4 protein-coding genes and 1 pseudogene are annotated in these 3,814 nt (G+C 65.6%); 4 read left to right on the forward strand and 1 reads right to left on the reverse strand.

The window, feature by feature from the left end; all coding sequences use genetic code 11:
* The 4 genes and pseudogenes from AC1DY5_RS46140 to AC1DY5_RS46155 all read left to right on the forward strand — a co-directional run.
* On the forward strand, positions 1-215 hold a 215-nt coding region (locus AC1DY5_RS46140; RefSeq protein WP_478121084.1), incomplete at its 5' end, for a cytochrome P450.
* Positions 216-231: 16 nt separating this feature from the next.
* On the forward strand, positions 232-690 hold the full coding sequence (locus tag AC1DY5_RS46145) for a nuclear transport factor 2 family protein (RefSeq protein WP_478121085.1): 459 nt from the start codon (positions 232-234) through the stop codon (positions 688-690).
* A gap of 4 nt (positions 691-694) precedes the next feature.
* Positions 695-1,894: a cytochrome P450 gene (locus AC1DY5_RS46150; protein ID WP_478121086.1), complete on the forward strand. Its 1,200-nt coding sequence runs from the start codon at positions 695-697 to the stop codon at positions 1,892-1,894.
* Positions 1,895-2,240: 346 nt separating this feature from the next.
* A pseudogene (locus tag AC1DY5_RS46155) lies at positions 2,241-3,291 on the forward strand (IS110 family RNA-guided transposase).
* Positions 3,292-3,584: 293 nt separating this feature from the next.
* Here AC1DY5_RS46155 and AC1DY5_RS46160 read toward each other — a convergent pair.
* Positions 3,585-3,814, reverse strand: a 230-nt coding sequence (locus tag AC1DY5_RS46160; protein WP_478121087.1) for a transposase, incomplete at its 5' end; no start/stop codon positions are given.

Consider the following 3,814-nt stretch of genomic DNA (forward strand, 5'->3'; position numbering starts at 1 on the left):
TCCTGCCGGGCCGCCGCAACGTGATGCAGCACGTCACCTTCGGCACCGGCGCCCACTTCTGCCTGGGCGCGCCGCTGGCCCGGCTAGAAGTGGAGGCAATGCTGGAAAGCGTGGCCCGCCACCTGCCCGGCCTGACCGTGGTACCCGGCCAGGACTATCCGTATACCCCCAACACCTCGTTCCGCGCGCTGCGCAAACTGATGGTGGCCCGGTAAACCCCGAGGACTTCCCATGCACCGCTTTCCCCACCTGCCCGTCGAAGACGAACTCGAGATCCGTTCGGTGTTCGCCCGCTACGGCCACCTGGCCGACGCCGGCGATCCCAACTTCGTCCAGCTGTTCACCGAGGACGCGACCTGGACCCGCCTGAACTCGCCGCCGGCCTCGCAGGGCGGCTCCGGCCTGCCGCCGGAAACCATCCAGGGCCACGACAAGCTGCTGGCGCTGATGGAAGACGTGATGAAGAAGAAGTTCAAGCAGCGCATGCACCACCAGATGACCGACTTCTACGTGGTGCCGGGCGCCGGCGCCGACGACGCCATGGGCCATGCCCGCGCACTGATCACCGACTGGYGCGACGGCCCCGGCAAGCTCGCGATGTTCGCCAAGTACGACGTGCGCTTCCACCGCACGCCCGTGGGCTGGCGCATCAGCGACGTCAAAGTCCGTGTGCTGCCCAGCGCGGAGTGATGCCATGAGCGCCGTACTCGCCCCCGAAGCCCCGGTCCTGGACGAGGACCCCTTCTCCGACGCCAACATCGCCGATCCATATCCGCTGTTCGCGCGCATGCGCGAAATGGCGCCGGCGGTGTTCGTCGCGCCGCACAACTACTACTCGGTCGTCCGCCATGTGGAAGCCGGCATCGTCGCCAGCGACTCCGCGCGCTTCTCTACCACCGGCGGCGTGGGCCTGGCCGACATCCGCAAGCCAGGCGCCTGGCGTCCCCGCAGCCCGATCACCGAGATCGACCCGCCCGACCACACGCGGGTGCGCGCCGCGCTGCAGAAGGTCCTGTCGCCCCTGGTGGTGAAGACCTGGAAGGAAAAATTCGCCGCCCGTGCCGAGGAGATCGCCGACCAGGTGGTGGCCAAGGGCCGCGTCGACGGCGTCGCCGACATCTCCGAGGCCTTCGTGCTGGACGTGTTTCCCTCCGTGCTGGGCGTCGACGTGCCGCCGGACCGGATCAAGATGACCGGCGAGCTGAACTTCAACCAGATCGGGCCCAACAACGCTCGCACCGCCGCCGCGCTGGAACGCGCGGCGCCGATCATGGACTGGTACGCGAAGGTGCTGGGCCGCGAGTACATGCTGCCGGGCGRCTTCGGCGAGAAGATCTACCAGGCAGAGGACGCCGGCGATTTCGACAAGGGCACCGCACCGTTCCACGTGCGGACCTTCTTCCGCGCCGGGGTCGACACCACGATGGCCGGCATCGGCTCCACCCTCAAGCTGCTGGCGGAGAACCCCGACCAGTTCGCGCTGGTGAAGGCCAATCCGGCGCTGATCAAGGGCGCCTTCGAGGAGGCGCTGCGGCTGGAGTCGCCGGCGCAGATCATGTTTCGCATCACCGTCGGCGAGGTGGAGCTGGGCGGCGTGCGGCTGCGCGCCGACACCAAGGTGGGCTACCAGATCGGCGCGGCCAACCGCGACCCACGCCAGTGGACCGACCCGGACCGCTTCGACGTCACCCGCGCGACCACTGGCGTGCACCGCGCCTTCGGCGTCGGCGTGCATGCGTGCATCGGACAGATGATCGCCCGGCTGGAAGCCGAAAGCATCCTGGGTGCCCTGATCCGCCGAGTGAGCGCGATCGAGCCGGCGGGCCCGGCGCGCTGGCGGCCGGTGAACACGCTGCGGACGCTGGACGTGCTGCCGTTGTCGCTGCGCACCTGAACATGTATTTCGAGCAGCTGCAGGGCCGGCTGGCCCCGGATACCTCGGGAGCCGACATCCACCACGCAGCGTTCCGCGCCACGGCGAGCCCCTGCCAGTCACTACCGACAGCTACCTGCTGCGATCGTCCTAGATGCTATGTGGGACAACCCGAGCGAGACCCGTTTAGCTAAAACGGGATTTCCTTAACTTCTTGCCAAAGGAGATGGTATAGACGCCTCCCTCCCGCTAAAGGACTGCGAAGGTTGGGAATTCCGCTGATGAAGGAGGGGGCCTCGCAGTCGACGGCATCAAGTGCCAGAGTGGAGGTTCGACGTAGCAACCACTCTCAGACGGAGGCCCCGAAATGAATCGTACGACGTATGGCTTGGACATTGCAAAGAACGTGATACAGCTTCACTGGGTTGATGGCGAGACAGGCGAGATCGGGCGCAAGAAGCTCCCTCGAGGCAAGCTGGGCGGATTCTTCGCGCAGCTGCAGCCAGCGCGCGTGGTGATGGAGGCGTGCGGCAGTGCGCACCATTGGGCGCGCGTACTCGGCGGACTCGGACACCAGGTCGAGTTGCTGCCGGCGCGACAGGTTCGCGCGTTTGTGCGCAGCAACAAGAATGACGCTGCCGATGCACGGGCGATCTGGTTAGCGGCGCAGCAGTCGGTACATTCGTCGTGCCCCGATCAAGACCGTCGCCCAGCAGGCGATGATGTCGCTACACCGAGCGCGCTCGCACTGGGTGAGCGTGCGCACGGCCACGATCAACATGGTGCGAAGCTTGTTGTACGAGTTCGGTGTCTCGCTGCTAGGCGGCAAGAAGGCCGGCCTCAAGACGATAGGTGCCAAGCGGGATGAGATCGACGACCAACTGTCACAACTGATGCGTCGGCTGGTTGACCTGCAGCTCGAAGCGCTCAAGGACGTCGAGCGCCGCATCGATCAGCTCGACGCCGAGATCGCCGAGCAGCAACGCCAGCTTGGCACGGAGCGCAGGCTGCGCGAAGTGCCGGGCATCGGCGTGCTCGGTGCGACAGCGCTTGCCGCCACGCTGGGTGACGCCAGTGGGTGGCGCTCAGGGCGAGAGTTCTCGGCCAGCCTTGGACTGGTTCCGGCGCACAGCGGAACAGGCGGCAAGACGCGCGTCGGACACCTGAGCAAGCGTGGGGACCCCTACCTGCGGACATTGCTCATCCATGGCGCACGTGCAGTGATCACGCACGTGAGGGTCAAGCCCGCATGGCTCGAAGAATTGCTGCGACGCCGGCCGCTGAACGTGGCGGTGGTGGCGTTAGCGAACAAGATGGCTCGCACGGCCTGGGCGCTGGTGGCGCACGGGCGAGCGTATCGACCGGAGTGGAAGAGCACTCCACCAAGTGGCTGCGGCGCGCACGCGCAGGCGGCTTAGATCAACAACGTGAGACATTGACCATAGGAACGGAAGCCACGAAGAGTGCGTGAGTCGAGTCGATGAAGTGATGGTGAAGCGGTCGGACCGCGGATCGGGACAATCTGGATTTCCGTCTGGGCAAGCATCGTGCGAAGCCCGCCAAAGGAGATGAGACCCGACCTCGCGAATGACCATCAGCGGCGGCGGACCTCGGTCCGATCTGCACGAACAGGCCGGATATAAGACCGCAGTCGTTACCGCCGAATCAGAGCTTCAAGAACTCGCTTGTTGCACGGGAGGCGTCCATATACTCAGCAGTCAGAAATATAGGAGACAGAAGGCGCTTCGAAGAATGATCGAACCAGCCGGCGATTCTTCTGCATGTCGCGCAGTTGCTGGTCGACTCGGATTTCGAGTTTCTCGCCGGCTCGCAAGGGATTGCGAGCCACACCAGTGCGCTTGACATGACTCCACACCAACTCGTCCGGGTTCAGGTCGGGTGCGTAGCCCGGCAGGATGTGCATGCTCAGCTGGCCCTGGG

The organism is Variovorax sp. P4_D9 (assembly GCF_056401695.1).